The sequence below is a fragment of the Gimesia sp. genome (assembly GCF_040219335.1).
Lineage (GTDB): Bacteria > Planctomycetota > Planctomycetia > Planctomycetales > Planctomycetaceae > Gimesia.
The window spans coordinates 462,642-480,998 of sequence record NZ_JAVJSQ010000004.1; the positions used below are offsets into that span (position 1 = coordinate 462,642).

An 18,357-nucleotide genomic window follows, 5' to 3' on the forward strand; every position below is an offset into this window, starting at 1 on the left:
CTGGCCTCTTCCAGGCTCTCTCGCAGATCCATAGTCGTTCTCGTGAATTGAGATTTCACCTACCAGACGAAAGCGAATGGACCATTATTCTCTGCAAGCTTTTGCGAGAATTCTTCGTCTGAAAGTGTGCAGTACCGAATCAGCTCGATTAACGAAAGGATTAAAGGGATATAAGTCCACACGAACAAAATATACAAAATTCCCCAACCCCAATTGCCCAAGTAAAACTTATGAATCCCCAACCCTCCCAGAAAGAAAGCCAGAAAACCGGCAACCCGTTTCGATTTTTCTGGTCGCTCTGGCTGAATCTTTGGAGCGTTGACGCCAGCCCCCAAGGGTTCCTCATTTGAATAAAGCATGGTCTTACAATGCTTGCATTTGATCGCTTCGGCTTTAATTTCTTCACTACAGAAAGGACATAGCATGGCCCGGACCTCGGTATTTCGCTCGGATTTCGATTTGACTGACTAACTTGCAGCCGCAATAAAAAAGGCAAACAATAAAAACATGTTTAAACAGCTCAAAATAATTCCAGCAATCGCAACACCGCGCCCTCTATTTTGGATGCAGACGGAAACGATTCCCAAAGCAATACTGATAATCCAAAATAAGAAGAAACCCGCAAAGGTATCACCGTCCCAGGAAGCGATATCAAACAATGCGATAAAACAAAGTATCGCCAGAACTAGTGGAGGAACCGCCAACCACAAAGAGCCAGTCTGCTTTTGAGCTGCCTGACTTGACGCCTGCGCTAAATTGTTCTGAGGGGAAGAGTGAACCAGCATGCTTTGGCAATGTCTGCATTTAATCGCTTTTGCTTTTATCTCCTCCCGACAAAAGGGACAAAGTTTGGTATCGCTTGTTTCCAAGATGAATCCTCTCTACCTGTAACTGTACTCATTCTCGATTCCAGATATGGATCATTTCTGAGGAATCTTTTTGAGTTCAGCCCCTCACATTGATCACTCATACACAGCTAATCTTTTTTTGAGTAAAAATCAAGCACAAGCATACACATTTGCACATTACGTTAAATTTATCCAATCGTTTGACCGTGATGACTACTCTGACAAGAGTTGACCACTAATAACACATCCCTTTTCGTGCCTTTCGTGGTAACAAAATTTCATACCGTTAGTAATCACCCACCACGTTTCCATCGCTGCCGCGCCGCATCCAGCAGTACCGCGACGATAATCACCGCTCCGGTGATCACCCGCTTGAGAGGATCGGTCGCCCCGATCTGGGCCAGCCCCGTCTGCAGCACCGCGATGATCAGCACGCCGAAGAACGTATTAATCACTGAACCCCGGCCGCCCATCAGACTCGTCCCGCCAATTACACAGGCCGCAATCGCCGACAGCTCGAGTCCCACCGCCGCATTCGGATCCGCCGTTGAGAGTCGCGAAGTCTGCATCACACCCGCCAGGCCACACAAGAGACCACTGATCGTGAACACCACGATCGAGCAGGGGGCCGTCCGAATTCCCGACATCCGCACCGCCTCCGCATTCGTTCCGATCGCCACACAATAGCGACCAAAGACTGTCCGCGTCAGCAGATATTGTCCCACCACCACAATCACCAGTGCCAGCAGAAACGCGGGCGAGAACAGCAGCCCCTTCACAGGCACGCCGATCCATTCAATCGACGAACCGATGTATTTCGTCTGCGAATCGGTCAGCAGGTATGCACCGCCGCGTGCCATCTCCAGCATCCCCAGCGTCACAATAAACGAAGGAATCCCCGCCTTCACACTGATCGCGCCGTTAAGCATCCCGCACAGCGCACCGGTCCCCAGACAGACAGGCACCGCCGCCCACAAAGGCCAGCCCCAGTCGACCATGCACACGCCCAGCACCGCCGACGAGAGCGCCAGCAGCGAACCGACCGACAAATCGATCCCGCCAATAATCAATACCAGCGTCATTCCCACCGAAATCACCAGCAGATCTGGAATGTTATTCGCCACCGTAGCCAGCGTCTGCCGCGTCAGAAAGTGATCGCTCATCTGATGGAAAATCAAAACCAGCAGCACCAGCACACCCAAGAGGCCCGCATATTGAAACAGTGAATACGTCAGCCCGCCATGCGACGATTGGTTTTCCGGGAGTGGGGCAGGGGAGTCAGTCATCGCGTCGTTCCTCCAGAGTTTGTTTTCTCTTGTGATGCATACCCTGCAAAACAGTCCTGCATAATCGCGTCATACGACCACTCCTCCCTTTTGTATTCGCTCACCAGCCGGCCTGCCGACATCACACCAATCCGGTCGCAGGTCTCGACCAGTTCTTCCAGGTCACTGCTGACAATCACCAGGGCTTTCCCTTGCCGGGCCAGCTCATCAAACAGCTGATGAATCTTCCGCCGCGCCGCCACGTCAATGCCCCGCGTCGGTTCGTCAAACAGAAACACATCCGCATCCTTGAGCAGCCACTTCGCCACCGCGACCTTCTGCTGATTCCCCCCGCTGAGTGTGCCCACACTCTGTTCCATATCCCGGGCATGAATCCCCAGTCGTTCCCACTCGGTCCGCACGACGGTCGCTTCCCGCTGACGGTCGATCACGCCTGCAGTCCCCGCCAGTCGATCCAGACTGGGCAGCGTCGTATTCACCCGGATCGACTGCGAGAGCAGCAATCCGTTCTGCTTGCGGTCCTCCGTCACCATCGCCAGTTTCGCCGCGACCGCTTCATGCGGATGTCCGAATCGACGGGGCACACTCTCGCCCCGCAGGAAAACGTCACCCCGCGTCGCGCGATCTGCTCCGAAAATCAGCCGCAACAGTTCCGTCCGTCCCGCTCCCACCAGCCCCGCGATCCCATACCGTTCCCCCGTCTGCACGGAAAAGCTGACCTCCTGAACCGGTCCCCCCGTCATGCCTTCTACGCGTAACAGCGTCTGTTCCCGGGAGTGGTTCGTATGCTCCTGGAGCGCATGCTCTACCGCCTGTGTCTCGCCGGTCATCAGATCCACCACCCGTTCGATCGGCTGAAACTCACTCACGGCATGCGTACTGACATACTTCCCGTCCCGCAGCACGGTCAACCGGTCCGCAATCCGGGCAATCTCATCCAGGCGATGGCTGATATAAATGATCCCCACGCCCTGGGCACGCAACTCATCCAGCCGTGCAAACAGACGCTCCGTTTCACCCGCACTCAGCGCCGCCGTCGGCTCATCCAGAATCAGCAGCTCACACTTCCGATCCAGCGCTGCCGCAATCTCCAGCATCTGCTGCTGGCCCACTCCCAGGCTCCCGGCACTCTGATTTGTAGCGATATCCGTGAGCCCGAACCGGTCCAGCGCCGCACGGGCCCGAAGCTGTAATTCCCGACGATCGATCACGCCCCACCGCTGTGGATAGCGTCCCACCAGCAGATTCTCGGCCACGGAGAGCGTCGGAATCAGGTTCAGTTCCTGCTGCACGATCTGTATGCCCAGGGACTCCGCCGACCGCTTATCGCTGGGAGAGTAGGGGACACCGTTCAACAACATCTGACCTTCCGTCGGCGGGACCAGGCCGGAAATGATTTTGCACAGCGTACTCTTCCCGGCTCCGTTGGCGCCCACCAGTGCGTGAATCTCACCCGCGCGCAGCTCAAACGAAACACAGTCGAGCACACGCACCACGTAGTCCTTCGAAAGCCCCTCTGCCGAAAACCGCGGCGTCGTGCCCGTCATTTCAGAACCTCAGCCGTCACCAGATCGACGGGCGTCTCTCGGTCTTCCAGTTTCGCCTGCGGATCCTTGAGCAGGTTCAGGGCATACTCGATGCCATACACGGCCAGTTGATCGCCATGCTGATCCGCGGTCGCCAGAATCTGTCCATCCTTAATCGCCTGCTGTACCGCAGCAATATTATCAAAGCCGACAATCAGCACATCTCCCGCTTTGCCATTGTTCTTCACCGCCGCCAGGGCTCCCAGTGCCATGCTGTCATTCGCCGCCAGGATCGCCTTGACCTTAGGATGTTCGCTCAGCATCGACAGCGCCAGCATATTCGCCATGCTCATTTCCCACTGGGCCGACTGGCTGTCCGCAATCTTGATATCTGCGTCCTTCATCGCCTCTTCAAAACCGAGCCGCCGCTGTGTCCCGTTGAACGAAGTCCGAATCCCCTCCAGCACAATCACCTCATCCCCGGCTTTCAGCTGTTTGGCCAGGAAGTCGCCCACCTTTTTCGCCCCCGCTTTGTTATCGGGACCAACAAACGGAATCTCGATCTTCTCCGCTTCCAGAATTTCCTGATCCAGCTTGTTGTCGATGTTGATCACGACCACGCCCGCTTCACGGGCCCTTCTCAGCGCCGGCACCAGTGCTTTCGAATCCGCGGGGGCAATCACAATCGCATCCACGCCGCTGGCGACCATCTCTTCGACCAGCGCCACCTGGCGACTCAGATCGCGTTCATCCTTGATACCATTCACGACCAACTCGTATTCGTCGCCATGCTCCTGCTGATGCGTCTCGGCCCCTTTGGCCATCGTCGAGAAGAAATCATTCGCCAGCGATTTCATAATCAACGCAATCTTTGGCTTCTGATTCTCTGATTTCTCCCCCGTCGATTTTGCTGCTTTATCCGCCGGCTCTGCACAACTCAGCAACAGACCACAGATTGTCATCGCCAGGGCCAGCCTGGTCCCTTTCCTGAACTGATTCATCGAAGCGCTCCTGTCTTATTTGGTTAAAAGTGTTTCAATCTGTTCCCGCGTCGGCATCGCTGACTGGGCGCCCGCCCCGGATGCCGCCAGGGCCCCCGCCGCCGAAGCAAACCGGACGGCTTCCTTTAAATCGGCCTGTTCCGCCAGTCGGACTGCCAGTCCCGCCGCAAACGCATCCCCAGCGGCCGTCGAGTCGACCGCATCGACTTTAAATGCAGCTACCGTTTCCACGCACTCGCCATCGAAGAGCACCGCCCCCTGATCGGCCAGCGTAATCATCACCCGTCGCGGCCCCAGCTGTGCCAGTTCAGAAACGAGGGCCGCCGCCTCCTCCACCGAACCGACAGATTGCCCCAGCAGTGCCGCCGCCTCCGACTGATTCGGACAGATCAGATCCACGTCCAGCAGTTCCGCCGGGAAGTGAGCCGGGGCAGGGGCCGGATCCAGGATCACGGGTACCCCCGCCTCCCGCGCAATCGCCGCTGCCGCAATCACCGTCTCCACCGGGACCTCGAGCTGCATCAGCAGTACATCACTGTCACAGATCACCTGCCGCGCCTGTTCCAGTTCCTCCGGTCCCACCAGACCGTTGGCACCGGGGACCACCAGAATCGCGTTTTCGCCGCTCGTCTCCACCATCACCACCGCGACGCCGCTCGTGGTCTCTCGCTTGCGTGAGACGAGTTGCGTCTGCACGTCTTCGGCTTCCAGGTTCTGCAACAGTTCCTCTGCGAAACTGTCATCACCCACGCAGCCGATCATGGTCACTTCCGCTCCCATCCGCGCTGCGGCGACAGCCTGGTTGGCTCCCTTACCTCCGGGGTTCTCGACTTTCGCATCGGCGATCACCGTCTCGCCCGGCAGGGGTAACTTCGCCGACCGGATCATCAGATCCATGTTGATCGACCCCAGCACGGCGATGCGGGCACGTCGTGTCTCGCTCATCACAGCCTCCCGTTCTATTTACTTCTGAGGAGGCTGACTGGAAAGTTGCACGAGTGCTTCAATCAGGCGGGCCCGCTGCACATCATTCAGTTTCAGATAGCGATGCTTGCCGTCCGCTGTTTTTTCAAAGGTCGTCAGACCATCCTTCTCAACGGTCACGGTGCCGGCATCAGACAGATCGAAATACCCTCGATGCGGAAAGACACCATACAGCACGCTGGTCAGGTCCCAGGTAGGACGATCGTGCGGCGGTGGAATGTACAGAATATAAGCCTCCGCCAGTGGATGATGATCTACATAGTTATAATCTTCCAGGATGCTCTCGTGCGGGTAGGGGACTGAGAGACCAATCTCAAAGCCGCTCCAGACAATCGGCGTCGGCCAGTCTTGCGCCAGCTTCTGCGCCGCCGGGATGTCTTTCACCACGTTGTATTCCCGATGATCGACCATCTTCCCCTTGTGTGGAATCTTCTCAAACGCCCCCGCCATCACCGACAGCAGTTTCACTTTCTGTTTTACCAGTTGCTCTCCGGTCAGCGGACAGATGTCATCCGCGGGCGACTTGAGCAGATTCGCCAGGTTCGTCGAGAACCCGACCTGCGCGATCACCACTGAATGATCTTTCGCTCCCGCCAGTGCCTTCCGCAACACGGTCACGGCTGAAGGCGCCTGTTTTGGATCCGTCAGATCGTGTGGATACCGCAGTTTTCCGTTGTCTTTCTTTTCCGCCAGCACGTTAAACTTGCCCGGCTGGGGAGTCACGCCACTCTGACAGACTCCGATCGGCACATCTCCCTTACCATAAAACGTATTCACGGCATCGGTGAAAGACGCCGCCAGCGGATTGTCTTTCGTAATGGTCACCGCCAGCAGCTTGCAGTCGCCACGGGCTTCCAGCGCGTGAATCATGCCTAACGCGAGGACATCGTCTACATCGTTTCCGATATCCGTGTCAAAGATCAGCGGCACCGGGCGTTCCGGTTCAGCAGCAGTAATCCGGTTCAGCGGTACTGCACAGACCAGGCTGAGCACCGCTGCCATCAGGGCGAGCATCTGAGGGAATCGTTTCATTGCAGGATGTCCTTCTTCTGGTTGATAAATCGTCCTCGCTCAGGCGGGCGGCTGTATCGAAGCCCGCTGAATGAGCTGGACAGGAATCTGATAATGTTTCTGTTCGGGTGGTTTGCCGGTCCGGATCTGTTCCAGCAGTAAGCGGGCCGCCACGCGTCCCAGCTGGTTCACATCCTGGCTGACCGAAGAGAGCGGTGCAGCCAGATAAGCGGCGAACGGGTGATCGTCGAATGCGATCAACGACAGATCACCGGGAATGGCGCGTCCCAGTTCGCTGGCCGCCCGCAGTGCGCCCAGTGCATTCTGGTTACTGAAAGCAAACAGCGCGGTGATCTCGGGACGTTCCGTGAGCAGTATTTTCGCGGCTGCATATCCGGAGGCTTCATCAAAATTGTGACCGGCGATCAGGCTCGGATCATACTTCAATCCCTGATCCTCCAAAGCGGCCTGCACGCCCGCCAGTCGTTCCCGGTTGGGCAGAGTCTCGGGCAATCCCTGTAACACGCCGATTGTCTTGTGCCCCGCCTCCAGGAGCTGCTGCATCCCCTCCCGGGCTCCTGCCCGATGATCGGATGTCACACTCACCAGCGCGGGATCGTCAAAACCACGATCGACCAGCACCAGGGGTAGTTTCTGTTTTGCCAGCGATTTCAAATGGCGGTTTTCGATCCCCACCGGGCAGACCACCAGCCCTTCAATCTGACGGGCCTGTAGCTGGTCCACCAGCCGGGCCTCGGTCTCACTATTCTCCTGGCTGTCCGTCAACAGCACCGAATATCCCTCTTCCTCCGCCGCCAGGGTGATCTCCCGCGCAATCGCCGCAAAGAAAGGGTTCGCCACATTAGGCAGCACCACGCCCAGAAGTTTGGTCTGCTGAGAACGTAACGATCGCGCCAGCAGGCTGGGGGAGAACTGCAGCTTTTCAGCAGCTTTCCGCACCGACTGCTCGGTCGCACTGCTGATGCGATACGCTTCCGCCTTACCGGAGAGGGCGCGTGAAGCCGTCGAAACACTCACTCCAGCAGCGGCAGCGACTTCTTTCAACGTAATCGATTTGTTTGCAGACTTGCTCATGGAACCCCTTTGCACAATCGATTGTGCATATTACCAGATCAGTAGCGAAGATCAAGCAAAACAGGGATTTTCAGATTTAGAAATCAAACCAGGTGCGGCGTAGGGGCTGGCCTGTGTGCCTGCCCGCCTCGCGACAGACGAATCAGTTGACACTTCAAACGGGACCGGATACCAATCTCAAAAAACACGAAACAGGGTGCCCCCTCAATATTTCTCGAAACCTCAATGCCGGGTGGTACCGGATGTAATCCGGTATTGCCGCAGGCAACAGGAGGTCACAGGGAGCACGCTGTCTGTGATGAAGAGCGCGCCTCACTTTAAAGAAAGATCATACAGATCGGCTCGGCCCGGAAAAGGTAAATATCCGCCACCAGATAATTCTTTTAAAAAGACGACTGATCAACGTTAAATCCATCCCGTTATTCACTCATCCAACGGAAACTCTTCCAGAATCCGACGGGCCGGCTCTATGTCTCCCGCCAGGAGCAGTGAGACGGCTTCATCCAGCTTTACCGTCACGGTCTGCTCACCCGCATACTGTTTCTTGAGTCGATACCACAACACCGGCAGCCGTAAATCGCGGGCCGTCCCTGACACCTTCCGGGGAGACCTGGCACCAACAAACGAGCGGATGATCTCCAGATTCCGATAGCCCCCTTTTAGCTGTGGTTCCACCACGGTTCCTTCGCCATAATCGTTCCAGGTCGCGACCTGAATCAGCGGCGTCTTGCTCTCGGCTGCCAGCTGCAACGTTTCCTGTAAGGTCTTTCCATACCGGGCGTCGATTGCCCCATAGCTCTCATGCAGGCCCGCCTGCTGATAGATGTCGTGAAAGCCGGGAAAGGCAACTGATATAACCGTCTCCTGTGGCGCTCGTGCGTAGTACTCAGTGAGCCGTTTCCGCCACATTTCCGGCGTGACCGTTTTCCCGCCGGAAACGGGGGGCCAGGCAAAGAGTCCATCCAGACCGGCGGGTTGAACCAGATGCGGCAATCCACAGATCAGCGGCGAATGCTTCAAGCCGCCTCTCAATTCTTTCCACTGTGATTGATTTAAATACTGAGGACCGAAAACCAGCAGCAAAGGCTTGCCGTCAACCCGTAGATAAGCGTCGTCGTCAAACCAGTGCTCGCCCAGCCAGCCCATCACGGATTTCCCCTGAGCCATCACCTGAGAGGCGGGAATCTGTTTTCCGTCCACCAGATGTTTGAGTGTCTGGTCTTCGTAGCAGATCGCGAACTTCAACCCGGCCCGTTTCACAAATTTGATCAGGTGCTGCGTGTTACGGTGCACCATTCCATAATCGCGAAAATCCGTGATCCCGTACCAGTCGATGATCACACCCTCGATCCCTGCCAGCTTCATGAGCAAGACCTGACACTCCAGCACATCGGGATCATTCGAATCATACAGTCCGATGACAGGGGGATCATGCGTGGCCGCTTCTCTGATCCCTTTTCCTGCCAGCTTGTCCGGATTGAAATGCCCCATCGTCCAGTGCCAGCCCCATTGGCCGCTGACCGGCTTTGACGCATACCAGGGCATGTAATGCACGCAGACCGGTTGCTCAGCCTGTGCAGAAATCTGAGACAGCAGAAACACCAAAAGCATGCTGCCCGCAGACAGCATGCTTTTGACTCGAAATAGAAATCTGAACCGCAGCCACTTCACAATTATTTCAATCCTATAGAATACAGATGCTTGCGGGTCCGAATAAACAACCGCCCGTCAGCGATCGCCGGGGTCCCCAGAATCGAATCCCCCATGTCGTTCTTGGCGATGATCTTCTGCTCGGGACCGTCTTCCAGCACCACGATCTTTCCGTTCTCGCCAGCGACGTAAATCTTCCCGTCGCCATAAATCGGAGAGGCGAAGTATTCGCATTCGTTCTGAATCCGTTTCGGGCCCCAGACCTTCTTGCCTTTGTCGATTTCATAACAGGTCGAAATCCCGCCCCCTTTGACCAGGAACATCCGGTTCTCTGTCACCAGCGGCGAGACGATATGGTCGGTGTACTTGGTCTTATGCTTCCAGAGCAGATGCGATTTCGTTACGTCGCCGCGTCCGCCCCCTTTGACGGCCAGTACGAACTCCTGGGCTGGTTCTTCACCAAACTTGGCACCTGCCTCGTTACCGGGAGGCAGAAACGCGATGTCCAGCTCTTCCCCTTCCAGCGCACCGTCTTTATTCAGATCGCCCCGGTCGAAGGTCTTCTTGTAGAACGCCTCGGGTACTTTGGTCTTACCCACAAACGCCTGGATCTCTTCCTTGGTCACCTTACCATCGCTGTTACCGGTCTCCCAGCGGTCGATCGAAGCCAGCCACTGATTGGCAATCCCGCCACTCTGCAATGAGACATAGATGATCCCGTCCCGGCTGACCGGCGTGGTTTTGATATTTCGCAACAGCGTTTGCGCACTCCACAGTCGCTTGCCGGTCTGCGGATCGTAGCCGATCAGTTTCCCGGTACCGGCCACCACGATCTCATCCCCTTTATCCGTTTCACAGATCACCGGATGCGAATAATTCACGGCCTGGTCGCTGCGGTCATCTTTCCAGACAATCTTGCCGGTCTTTTTATCGAAGGCATAAAATGCCGGCGCCAGGTCATCGTCCTGACAGAACAGCACCAGGTCCTTATACAGAGTCGGGGACATCCCCGCGCCCCATTTGAATACGAAGTAGGGGACCGGCAGTTCCTGTTTCCAGACATCCGCCCCCGTTTCCGCATCGACGGCCAGCATCCCCAGTGTGCTGAAGTAGAAGTAAACCCGCTCGTCATCGGCAGCCGGAGTCGTGGCAGCGAAGCTGTTGGTTTTGTGAATCTCTAAAAGCTCGCCCGTTTTCCAGGTCCGCTCCCACAGTTTCTTACCGGTCTCGGCGTCAAAGGCGTACAGGCCGACCTTCTCCTTGTCGACCATTCCCGAAGTAAATACGCGTCCGCCCGCAACCACCGGACAGCCGATGCCGTCGCCCAGTTCTGCAGACCAGATCACATTTTTCTGATCGTCGAACTCAGCCGGCAGTTTATGTTTCTCAGTGGAAACCCCAGAGCAGTTCGGGCCGCGGAACTGAGGCCAGTCCTCCGCCTGGGCAGGACGCATCCCGTTGATCCCGGTGAAACATAGAACCTGTAAAGCCAGCAACAAACATTGATTCCGTAACGAAAGCATTCCCTGAATCTCCTGCGATCTGAAAGAGAGATGACGTAGCGCGATGAACTTGAGTCTTCAGTACCTGATTATCTGTTATCCAATGTAACTGCATGTCACTACAAAACCTACAACAGAAACCGACTTTTTTTGGACCCGGAAAAACACATAAAAAACCTTACATATTATAGAGACAGCCCGCCGATGAATTGTTAGAATGTCCCGACAGAAGTTTCTGGCCGCCTCGCCGGGACTTCCTACTGCTGGCACGAGCAGGAATCGAATTCACGTAACAGACTGAATAGAACGAAAGGTTAACCCCATGTTCTCGATTCTGAATCAGCCCCAGCGCGCCGCGGGAAAGATGTCCCGTCGCGATGTCCTCACCACCGGCGGAGCAGGGCTCCTCGGTCTCTCGCTCCCGAAAATGCTGCAGGCGGAACAGCAGCAGGTCGACAACCCGTTTCAGGGTGGTCGCGCGAAATCTGTCATCTTCCTGTTCCTCTTCGGCGGCCCGAGTCAGCTCGAAACCTTCGACATGAAGCCGGAAGCACCCAGCGAAATCCGCGGTCCGTTCCAGCCCATCGACTGTCGTACTCCGGGACTGCTCATCAGCGAACATCTGCCGCGACTGGCGAATGTCTCCGATAAATTCTCCGTCGTCCGCAGCATGACGCACACCTTCAACGATCACAGTGGCGGCGGACATTACATTCAGACGGGACAACGCTGGCACCTTCCCATCGGCGGTGGTTTCGATGCGACTCCCAAAGACTGGCCTTCAATGGGATCGGTCGTCGAATACCTGACCCAGCACACACCCGGCGGACTCGAACGCGATCTCCCCAACTACACCGTGCTCCCCAATCGACTCGGTCGCCTGCAGGCCGGCGGTCGCTATATCCGCCCCGGCGAATACGCGGGCTGGCTGGGACGCGCCTACAATCCGCTCTCCACCACCGTGGACAGCCGCGACTCGACTGACAATCCCTACTGGCGCGACTGCACCGATAAAGAACTCAGTTACCAGATTGAGGGGCTCGCCCCTGAAGTCCCCCTGTCGACGATTCAGCGTCGCATCGATCTGCTCAAGCACTTCGATCTGATGAAACGCAACTTCGACAAGGAGGACGCGCAGATCTTCGACCGCTTTCGACAACGGGCGCTCGCCCTTTTGACTTCCGACAACACCCGTAACGCTCTCGACATCAAGCAGGAACCGGATGCCCTCCGCGATCAATACGGGCGGCACCTCTTCGGCCAGTCCTGTCTGATGGCCCGCCGCCTCGTCGAATCGGGTGTGCGTTTCGTCACCGTGCATTATGACTGTGTGGACGGCTACAGCTGGGACTCGCATCGCAACAGTGACGATGTTAAACAGAACCTGCTGCCGACCTTCGACCAGGGCTGCGCCACACTGCTGGCCGACCTGGAACAGCGGGGCATGCTCGACGAAACTCTCGTCGTCGCCCTGGGTGAAATGGGCCGCACTCCCAAACCAAACAAGAGCTGGGGCCGCGGCCACTGGAGTCAGCTCTTCCCGGCACTACTCGCCGGAGCAGGCATCCAGGGAGGCGCTACTTACGGCAGTTCCGACCGCCAGGCCACCAAACCGATTGAGCACCCCACCACTCCCGAAGACCTCGCCGCCACCATCTACTGGGCGCTGGGGATCGACCCGGGCCTGATGCTCCCCGACTCCCTCGAACGCCCCATCCCCATCAACGACGGCGGCGAACCACTCAAACAGCTCTTTGCTTGAACCTTCTCGAGATGATTCCCTGCGTAGGGGCGGTGCCCATGTGCCCGCCCGCCTCTTGACGTCACGTCGACAGTGAAACACACCAGGGGAACCAGCTAAACGCTCCCCGGGGTGGTCCCGAATGTAATTCGGGATTACCGCAGGCAACAGGAGGTCGCAGAGCACACTCTCCCAGTTTGTGGTTCGACCGCCAAACTCCCACCTGCCCAAATCCCAGCCTGTCGTGTTCCTCACTGAACGTCCCTCTCATCAACCTGCTCATATTGAACTTGATCGGCTCTTTCCGAATCATATCTTGTTGCAATTGTGCTTCGCGCGCGAGGCGGACGATGCGTGCACTGGAACACGACGCACCACTGACCCAGATGCACCTGAATCAACGTCGAATTTTCCCGTTTTTCACCGGAACAGTTTGAACCGTTTCTCAATGTCTCGTCCCATTTCAAATCATTTCGGAGCATACTCAACGCATTTCAAATCATTCTCACCTGAATTTCAGGTGCACTCGCAGTGAATTCAGAATACGAATTCCGCTTGACGCCCTCGCGCCGTTCCGGAAGATGGCATCCGTTCGCAGCCGTGTGTAAAAACATCGCCTGCCATCACCCACAAACATAACCATCGACACCGACGGGAACAGGCAAAAACCGTCAGTGTCTGCTGGACGTACTGCGCAAATTGAACTGTGAAGCGGGAACTACTCGCTTCCGTAACGGAACACGATCTCCAAAATTCCTTGCATTCCCGACCGCAATCGGCTCCAATCATGGTTGTAAACATCATCCCGCCTGTTCCCGTGTCTCGATAAAAGGTTTCCCATGTTGCGCTCAGCCTTGATCACCGCCTGCCTGTTCTCGACCTCCCTCTGTTTCGCCGCAGATGAGACGCCGCAATTCAAATCGCAGACCATCGACGATACCGTCGAGATCGGCTACGGCACCGCCATCGACGACGTCAACGGAGATGGAAAACCAGACATCCTGCTGGCCGACAAAAAAGAATTCGTCTGGTACGAAAACCCAACCTGGCAGCGACACGTCATCGCCGAGAACCTGACCGAACGCGACAATGTCTGCATCGCCGCCCGCGATATTGATGGCGACGGAAAAGTCGAAATCGCCGTCGGCGGGCAATGGAATCCCGGCGACACCCTGAATTCCGGCGCGGTCTTCTATCTCGTTCCCCCCGCCGACCGCAGCCAACTCTGGGAACCGGTGAAGCTCCCCCACCAGCCGGTCGTACATCGCATGCGCTGGGTCAAACTGGACGATCAGAAGTTCGCACTCGTCGTTTCCCCTCTGCACGGAAAAGGCAACAAGCGGGGCGAAGGGGCCGGCGTCAAACTCATCGCTTACGAAAAGCCGGACAACCCTCAGGACGAGTGGCAGCAGACCGTCATCGAAGACACGATGCACGTCACTCACAATCTCGATCCTGCCCAGTGGATCCCATCCACACCGGCCGAAGAAATTCTCTACGCCGGCCGCGAAGGGGCCATGCTGCTCACCTACCAGAACGGCAAATGGTCCACGCAGAAATTTCCCCTCATTGAAGGGAGCGGAGAAATCCGCATGGGCCGCCTGGCTCACGACAGTCAGTTCATCGCCACCATCGAACCCCTGCACGGTGATCGTCTGGTACTCTACCAGTCAGCTGCCTCGAACAAGGGAATCGACCAGCGTCAGGTTCTGGACGACAACATTCAAGCCGGCCACGCGGTCGCCACGGCAGACCTGTTCGGTGATTCGCGACAGGAAATCGTCGCAGGCTGGCGCACGCCCAACAAAGATCAGAAGGTGGGCGTCAAAGTCTACTGGGCCACCGACGCTTCAGGAAAAACGTGGGAGTCAGCCTGGATCGACAACAACGGCATGGCCTGTGAAGACCTGCGTCTGGGCGACCTGAACGGCGACGGCAAAATTGACATCGTCGCCGCCGGTCGCAATTCCCATAATCTGAAGATCTACTGGAACGAATCGAAGTAGACCGACCGGCTACATCGTCCTGCCGCCATCGACGACCAGCAGCTGTCCGGTGGAGAGTGATGTTCCCAGCGCAAGATAGACCACAGTATCCGCGATGTCTTCCGGCAGGGCAGGGCGGGGAATCGGGTACTCGGAGGTCATCTCCGCCAGCTGCTCATCGGTCATCACCCGCTTCAGCCAGCGGCTGTCGATCGGACCGGGGCAGACAGAGTTCACGCGAATCTCGGGGCCCAGGGCGCGGGCCAGCGATTTCGTCATCGTATTCAGCGCTCCCTTACTCGCACAGTAAGGCACACTCGAACCGCGTCCATCAACGCCTGCCGTCGAACTCACGTTCACCGCCGCGCCAATATCACTCTCGCGCAACAGCTTCGCGGCGGCACGGATACAGAAGAAGGGCCCCTTCAGATTCACGCCCAGCAGGCGATCCCAGATCTCCTCGGTTACCGCGTCCAGGTCGGTGTGTTCGATGAATTCGGTAGTCCCCGCATTATTCACGAGCACATCCAGTCGCCCCCATTTCTCTTCAACCTCGCCCACCATCTTCTTGACGCCGGCATCATCGCTGACATCGCACTGAATCAACAGCGCCTGCACACCCAGTTCTTCCACCAGCGTTTTGGTTTCCTCGGCTTCTGCCTGGCTCTGCGAATAGTTGACGACAATGTCAAAGCCCTCTTCGGCCAGCCGCAAGGCACAGGCCCGACCCACGCCTGTGGCAGAACCGGTAATCAGGGCTACGTAATTATCATTCATCAGGGTTGTTTCCATATAAGACTTGTGTTTGAGAAAGCACGAATCAGCAGAGCTTAACTGCAGGCGTTGGCTTCGACAATGCCCCAGTCAACTTCCACTCCCAGTCCGGGAGCCTCGGGCAATGTGATCACGGGGCCTTCGATCTGCAGCGGATTCTTGACGACCGAGATTTCATGGTATTCCGGTCCCAGAATATCCCCCGGGTACTCTTCGATGTTCATGTTGGGACAGGCGATGACCGAATGGCACATCGCGGCCGAAGCGATATCCAGTTCCAGGTTCGAACCGATACTGCAGGGGATTCCATGTTCGCCGGCGTATTTCACAATCTCCACTGTCTTGCTGATGCCCCCGTTTTTGCCGGGATACACGTTGATCACATCACAGGCTTCGTTGCGAATACACTCTTTCGCATCCGCCAGGTCAAAGCAGATATCATCCGCCATGATCTCGGGCTTGATCGCCCGTCTTACTTCAGCCAGTGCGGCGAAATCGCCCCGGTGCGTGGGCTGTTCGAACAGGGCCACATTGAATTCTTCCATGCGTTCCATCGCGGCAATCGCGGTCGCTGCATCCCAGCCTGCGTTCGCATCGATAGTCAGTTCCAGGTCCGGCCCCATTGTTTCCCGCACCATCTTGACGCGGGCCACATCGTCATCGGGATCCGTCCCCACCTTGACCTTGATGGTAGTAAAGCCGGCTTCCACCAGTTCCTTCGTCCGCCGTTCGGCTCGCTCCAGAGAGTACGCGCCCATGGAGAACCGGCACTTAATCGACCGACTGCGGGCAGCGCCGCCCAGCAGTTCATAGACGGGCTTTCTCGCCTCTTTGCCTTTGATATCCCAACAGGCCATCTCAATCGCCGACTTGGCAAACCAATTCCCCTGCGCGATCTTGTCCATAATCAGATTCACGCCATCAATATCACACGGATCATGCCCCAGCAGCAGGGGAGTAAAAATCCGGTCCACCAGTGCCTGGGCGCCCCAGACCGTCTCACCACTCCAGCGGGAGATGACCGTCGCCTCACCGGCCCCTTCAATCCCGGCATCGGTCTCGACGCGTAACACCAGGTATTGGGAAACATCATGCTTCCCCAGTGCGGAGATCATGCGGCGTTCCGGTTTGAGGGGAATGCGTACGGGAAAGGTCTTAATCGCGGTAATCTTCATGGCTGGTCGTCTCGCTTCCTTTCAGAGTGAGTAAGAACTCAAACATCAACCGGCGCGGGTTGGGGATGGTTACTCTCATAATACCAGAACCCGTATCAATCAGAAATCATCAGCCCCACCGTGAACCATGAAATCAATGGATTCAGAAGTAGGGGCTGGCCTGAGTGCCTGCCCGCCTGGCGAGCCTCATTCAAAATAAAACACATGAGGGAAAAATGAAAACACGTTCCCCGGGTGGTCCCGAATGTAATTCGGGATTGCCGCAGGCAACAGGAGGTCGCAGAGTATCCGCCATCTAGTGAGAAATCGTCCCACTATTTTCCTCTCAGAATTAATTGTCAAAGGGTAGGCCCGAATGCAATTCGGGCCGAGCGCAGCGAGCAGGAAACTGACAGGGAAATAGACCTGCACAGAACCGGGAAACCAAACTGAGCGACTTGCAGGGGCGGTGCCCATGTGCCCGCCCGCCTGGTGACATCCAAACCGGATCACACTTCGATCGGAACCGGATACCACTCTCGAATACCACCACACAAACAACACCAATTTAGCGGGCCACCACACAGGGTGGCCCCTACATGATACCCTCAGTTGAATTCCCCCCCTCATTCCGCTAAAAGCAACGTACACTTAATGCCTCAATCCCGAACCCTGAACTCAGCGAGTTTTCCGTGTCCACACTGTCAGATCGTCTCCCCACCACCGAACAACGCATCCTCGCAGGGATCGAAGCAGGACTGCATACCGGCGTACAGATCTACGTCTCTCACCAGGGAGAAACCATCGCAGATACCGGCGTCGGCGAAGCCCGTCCCGGAGTGCCTATGACCGCCGAGACAATCAATCTCTGGCTCTCCGCAGGAAAACCACTGACAGCGATGGCTATCGCCCGGCTCTGGGAACAGGGGCAACTGAGTCTCGACGACCGCGTCACCCGATTCATCCCCGAGTTCGGCACGCACGGTAAAGAACCGATCACGCTGCTGCACATCCTCAATCACACTGCCGGCTTCCGTAATGTCGATCCAGGCTGGCCGGAACTGAGCTGGGACGAATCCCTGCAACGCATCTGTGACGCGTCCCTCGAAGAGAACTGGCAGATCGGTAAAACCGCAGGTTACCATGTTTCGTCCAGCTGGTTCATCCTCGGTGAAGTCCTGCAGCGGATAACCGAAACCCCTTATCCCCAGGCCATGCGGGAACTGATTCTCGAACCCCTGGGTATGACCGGCAGCTGGCTCGGCATGCCTGCAGAAGTCTATGAACAGTTTCAAGAGAACATCGCGTATGTCTATCAGCGAGACAAAGGGGAGATGCTGCTCACCGACTGGCACGAGGCGCCGCGGTGTGTCAAAGCTTCGCCCGGCGGCAATGCCCGCGGCCCCATCCGCGAACTGGGCTGGTTCTACGAATGCCTGCTCAACGCGGGCATGCCTCTGTTTGATCCACAGACGGTCGAAACCATGACCACCCGACATCGCGTCGATGAATTCGACCTGACTCTGCAGCACAAGGTCGACTATGGCCTGGGCTTCATCGTCAATTCAAATCGCTACGGCGCTCAAACCGTCCCCTACGGTTTTGGTGAGGCCGCTTCCGAACCGACCTTCGGACACGGCGGCTCTCAGTCTTCCATCGCCTTTGCAGATCCGGAACGGGAACTGGTCGTCGCGGTTGTCGCGAATGGCAGACCGGGTGAACCCAAACACCAGCGCCGCGCAAAAGAAATAAACGATGCGATCTACGCCGACCTCGGCCTGGCTTAGAGAATTCACAGCG

15 protein-coding genes are annotated in these 18,357 nt (G+C 56.8%); 3 read left to right on the forward strand and 12 right to left on the reverse strand.

Annotation, left to right across the window (positions count from 1 at the left end):
* Positions 1-59: 59 nt before the first annotated feature.
* The 10 genes from RID21_RS02975 to RID21_RS03020 form a co-directional block, all read right to left on the reverse strand.
* The gene (locus RID21_RS02975; RefSeq protein WP_350187103.1) at positions 60-425 is read right to left on the reverse strand and encodes a TM2 domain-containing protein; all 366 of its coding nucleotides are present in this window, start codon (positions 423-425) and stop codon (positions 60-62) included.
* A 42-nt stretch (positions 426-467) separates the two neighbouring features.
* Positions 468-869: a hypothetical protein gene (locus RID21_RS02980; protein WP_350187104.1), complete on the reverse strand. Its 402-nt coding sequence runs from the start codon at positions 867-869 to the stop codon at positions 468-470.
* A gap of 272 nt (positions 870-1,141) precedes the next feature.
* A complete protein-coding gene (locus RID21_RS02985; RefSeq protein ID WP_350187105.1) occupies positions 1,142-2,134 on the reverse strand; it encodes an ABC transporter permease in 993 nt (330 codons plus the stop codon).
* Positions 2,131-3,681 carry a sugar ABC transporter ATP-binding protein gene (locus tag RID21_RS02990; RefSeq protein WP_350187106.1) on the reverse strand — a complete coding sequence of 517 codons (1,551 nt, stop codon included), beginning with the start codon at positions 3,679-3,681 and terminating at the stop codon, positions 2,131-2,133. Before RID21_RS02990 ends, RID21_RS02985 begins: the two co-directional genes overlap by 4 nt.
* Positions 3,678-4,661 carry a sugar ABC transporter substrate-binding protein gene (locus RID21_RS02995; RefSeq protein WP_350187107.1) on the reverse strand — a complete coding sequence of 328 codons (984 nt, stop codon included), beginning with the start codon at positions 4,659-4,661 and terminating at the stop codon, positions 3,678-3,680. Before RID21_RS02995 ends, RID21_RS02990 begins: the two co-directional genes overlap by 4 nt.
* Before the next feature lie 15 nt (positions 4,662-4,676).
* Positions 4,677-5,606: a ribokinase gene (rbsK, locus tag RID21_RS03000; RefSeq protein WP_350187108.1), complete on the reverse strand. Its 930-nt coding sequence runs from the start codon at positions 5,604-5,606 to the stop codon at positions 4,677-4,679.
* 18 nt (positions 5,607-5,624) lie between these two features.
* Positions 5,625-6,677 (reverse strand): nucleoside hydrolase, encoded by a 1,053-nt coding sequence (locus RID21_RS03005; protein ID WP_350187109.1) that lies wholly within the window; start codon positions 6,675-6,677, stop codon positions 5,625-5,627.
* A gap of 39 nt (positions 6,678-6,716) precedes the next feature.
* Complete coding sequence (locus RID21_RS03010) at positions 6,717-7,751, reverse strand: LacI family DNA-binding transcriptional regulator (protein ID WP_350187110.1); 1,035 nt, start codon at positions 7,749-7,751, stop codon at positions 6,717-6,719.
* Positions 7,752-8,174: 423 nt separating this feature from the next.
* Positions 8,175-9,353 (reverse strand): glycoside hydrolase family 99 protein, encoded by a 1,179-nt coding sequence (locus RID21_RS03015; protein ID WP_350187111.1) that lies wholly within the window; start codon positions 9,351-9,353, stop codon positions 8,175-8,177.
* Between the two features lie 71 nt (positions 9,354-9,424).
* Positions 9,425-10,924, reverse strand: coding sequence for an outer membrane protein assembly factor BamB family protein (locus RID21_RS03020; RefSeq protein WP_350187112.1), 1,500 nt, complete (start codon positions 10,922-10,924; stop codon positions 9,425-9,427).
* 301 nt (positions 10,925-11,225) lie between these two features.
* Here RID21_RS03020 and RID21_RS03025 point away from each other — a divergent pair, with 301 nt between their 5' ends.
* Both RID21_RS03025 and RID21_RS03030 read left to right on the forward strand, forming a co-directional pair.
* The gene (locus RID21_RS03025; protein ID WP_350187113.1) at positions 11,226-12,665 is read left to right on the forward strand and encodes a DUF1501 domain-containing protein; all 1,440 of its coding nucleotides are present in this window, start codon (positions 11,226-11,228) and stop codon (positions 12,663-12,665) included.
* 818 nt (positions 12,666-13,483) lie between these two features.
* The gene (locus RID21_RS03030; RefSeq protein ID WP_350187114.1) at positions 13,484-14,650 is read left to right on the forward strand and encodes an FG-GAP repeat domain-containing protein; all 1,167 of its coding nucleotides are present in this window, start codon (positions 13,484-13,486) and stop codon (positions 14,648-14,650) included.
* A gap of 9 nt (positions 14,651-14,659) precedes the next feature.
* On the opposite strand, the gene RID21_RS03035 is transcribed toward RID21_RS03030, so the two are convergent.
* Complete coding sequence (locus RID21_RS03035) at positions 14,660-15,406, reverse strand: SDR family NAD(P)-dependent oxidoreductase (RefSeq protein WP_145039560.1); 747 nt, start codon at positions 15,404-15,406, stop codon at positions 14,660-14,662.
* A gap of 53 nt (positions 15,407-15,459) precedes the next feature.
* Positions 15,460-16,578 carry a mandelate racemase/muconate lactonizing enzyme family protein gene (locus tag RID21_RS03040; RefSeq protein ID WP_350187115.1) on the reverse strand — a complete coding sequence of 373 codons (1,119 nt, stop codon included), beginning with the start codon at positions 16,576-16,578 and terminating at the stop codon, positions 15,460-15,462.
* A gap of 671 nt (positions 16,579-17,249) precedes the next feature.
* On the opposite strand from RID21_RS03040, the gene RID21_RS03045 reads away from it, so the two are divergent.
* Positions 17,250-18,344, forward strand: a complete 1,095-nt coding sequence (locus RID21_RS03045; protein ID WP_350187116.1) for a serine hydrolase domain-containing protein — start codon at positions 17,250-17,252, stop codon at positions 18,342-18,344.
* The last annotated feature ends 13 nt before the right edge of the window (positions 18,345-18,357 follow it).